The sequence below is a fragment of the Deltaproteobacteria bacterium genome, assembly GCA_019309045.1.
In the GTDB taxonomy this organism is placed as follows: domain Bacteria; phylum Desulfobacterota; class Syntrophobacteria; order BM002; family BM002; genus JAFDGZ01.
Window position 1 is genome coordinate 1 of record JAFDGZ010000206.1, and the last position, 2,089, is coordinate 2,089.

Genomic DNA, 2,089 nt, shown 5'->3' on the forward strand with positions numbered 1-2,089 from the left:
AATCATGGCCATCGTGCGGGCAATAGCTGTGCACCGCTCGAAGAATCTTTACCGACCAGCAACCAGCACCGCAAACCTTGCAATAGCCTGGCTAGCCGCCACTATTGCAACTCGAGGAGATCTAACAAATCATTCCATGTGGAAATTCTCGGTACGTCATCTGCTGACACTTCCAGATTTACAGGCAGCACTCCAGGCGCCGCTGGTATTTTTCTGTCAAGCACATAGGTAGTCCAGATTGGCTGCATTCCTGCCTTGGAGGCGCCGATCACGTCAGCCTCCGGATCATCGCCCACAAAGGCAATCTCGCTGCTCTCAACTCCGAGTCCTCTGGTCAGTTCCTGGAAAACCTTAATATGCGGCTTGCGATATCCTCAAGCCGCTCCATTAACTCAACTGCGGCTGGTGCGTGAGTAAAGTTGGACAACAGCCCGACACGGAATCGGCAAGATATACTGTCCAGCATTTCCCTCGTTCCAGGAATACGGGCGGCATGGTGAACGTATACATCGAAATAGGCGTCTACTGCTGAGGCAATCCTCCTGTCATCTGGTTTTACCCGATATCCCAGCTCTGCCAGTGCGGTGCTGATCCAGTATCTGTTATGCGTTTCTCGGCCGGTGGCGTGCGCTTTCTTCATAAGTTCGATGGCAGCTCTCCGGTGCGCCTCCCGGAATTGCTCTTTATCAACGACCAGTCCATCCAGGGCAAGACTGGCCACCAACCGATCCACCGCCTCCAGCAGGGCCGTGGGTTCCACCGTAACCAGGGTGTTGAAGAGATCGAAACCAACTGCGCGTATTCCATTCATCATATGAGGTCCTTACTTTCCCTCGTCGGCAAACCTAACCCTCAGCCCTCTCAGTCGGTTCAGAGCAGCTGCAATCTCCAACCTTCGGGGCAGGGCGTATTCTCCTAGTGGCTGCCTGTTCAAGACATCCAGGCCTCTTTCCTGCAGATCTCGTTCGAGCAGTGCCAACATCTCTCTCAAACACCTGGCATCATCGCAGTAGCGGTCCCTGAGATAGACGAGGGCATCCCCCACAGCGCGTGTTTGCGAAGGGCTCACCAGTTGTTCCAGAGCGGTTAGATCGATAGTTTCTGTACCGAAAATAATTTCCCTTGTTCCCCTGCTTCTTACCTTCACCTGCCGTCGGCCTTTCCGGGCATTGATGCTTTCCCTTATTATTATCCGGTCCCTGATCTGCCCAAAACTGCCGCCGCCTTCACTCTTTCTTTCAGTATGGACCTGGGCTGCAATCTGTTGCGCTCTGGCAGTCACATCCTTCGGCAAATATTCTTCCATGGCAATCACCGTATCGGCCACATCAAAATAGTCGCCGCAACCGCCCACAACCACCACGGTTGACACCCCCCGTTCCTGGTAGAGCAAGCGTATCTTGTCAATGAGGGGTGTGATAGGCTCCTTGTCCTTGCTCACCAGGAGCTGCATTCTATGGTCCCGGATCATAAAGTTCGTTGCCGACGTGTCCTCGTCGATGAAAAGCACCTCAGCGCCTATTTCCAGCATTTCGATAATGTTGGCTGCCTGGGACGTGCTGCCGCTGGCGTTGGGCGTGGAAAAGCACCTGGTATCCTTGCCCCGCGGCAGATTGGCAATAAACGGGCTTATGTCCACATTCTCTATGTTTCGTCCGTCTTCAGCCCTTATTTTCACTGCACCCGGCACAGTCACGCAAAGCTCGCGGCCATCGCCGGGAATGTGATTGTACACGGAGCGCTGCAGCGCCTCTAGCAGGGTGGACTTGCCGTGATACCCCCCGCCAACGATCAGGGTAACGCCCTCGGGGATGCCCATGCCAGTCACCTGGCCACGGTTGGGAAGCTCCACATTGCACCGCAGCGAAGCCGGCGAAGAAAATAGCACCACGTCCTTTGTCAGTGGACGATCGTTCACGCCGCTCCGCCTCGGCAGGTTCGATCCGTCAGCCACAAATGCCACCAGCTTGCGCGACCGCAGCATTTGCCGCAGCACGTCCTGATCCTCGTTCGTCCGAAGATGGCGGTACAGGGAAGCTCGATCCAGACGGCCAAAAACCAGGGAAGAGGCAACTACCTCCGGAATATC

3 protein-coding genes are annotated in these 2,089 nt (G+C 55.2%); all 3 read right to left on the minus strand.

The features are described from left to right. Positions 1-101 precede the first annotated feature (101 nt). A complete protein-coding gene (locus JRI89_17825; GenBank protein MBW2073091.1) occupies positions 102-356 on the minus strand; it encodes an HAD hydrolase-like protein in 255 nt (84 codons plus the stop codon). Next, a complete protein-coding gene (locus JRI89_17830; protein ID MBW2073092.1) occupies positions 335-814 on the minus strand; it encodes a hypothetical protein in 480 nt (159 codons plus the stop codon). Before JRI89_17830 ends, JRI89_17825 begins: the two co-directional genes overlap by 22 nt. 9 nt (positions 815-823) lie before the next feature. Continuing rightward, the coding region (locus JRI89_17835; protein MBW2073093.1) for an ABC-ATPase domain-containing protein at positions 824-2,089 on the minus strand (1,266 nt) is incomplete at its 5' end.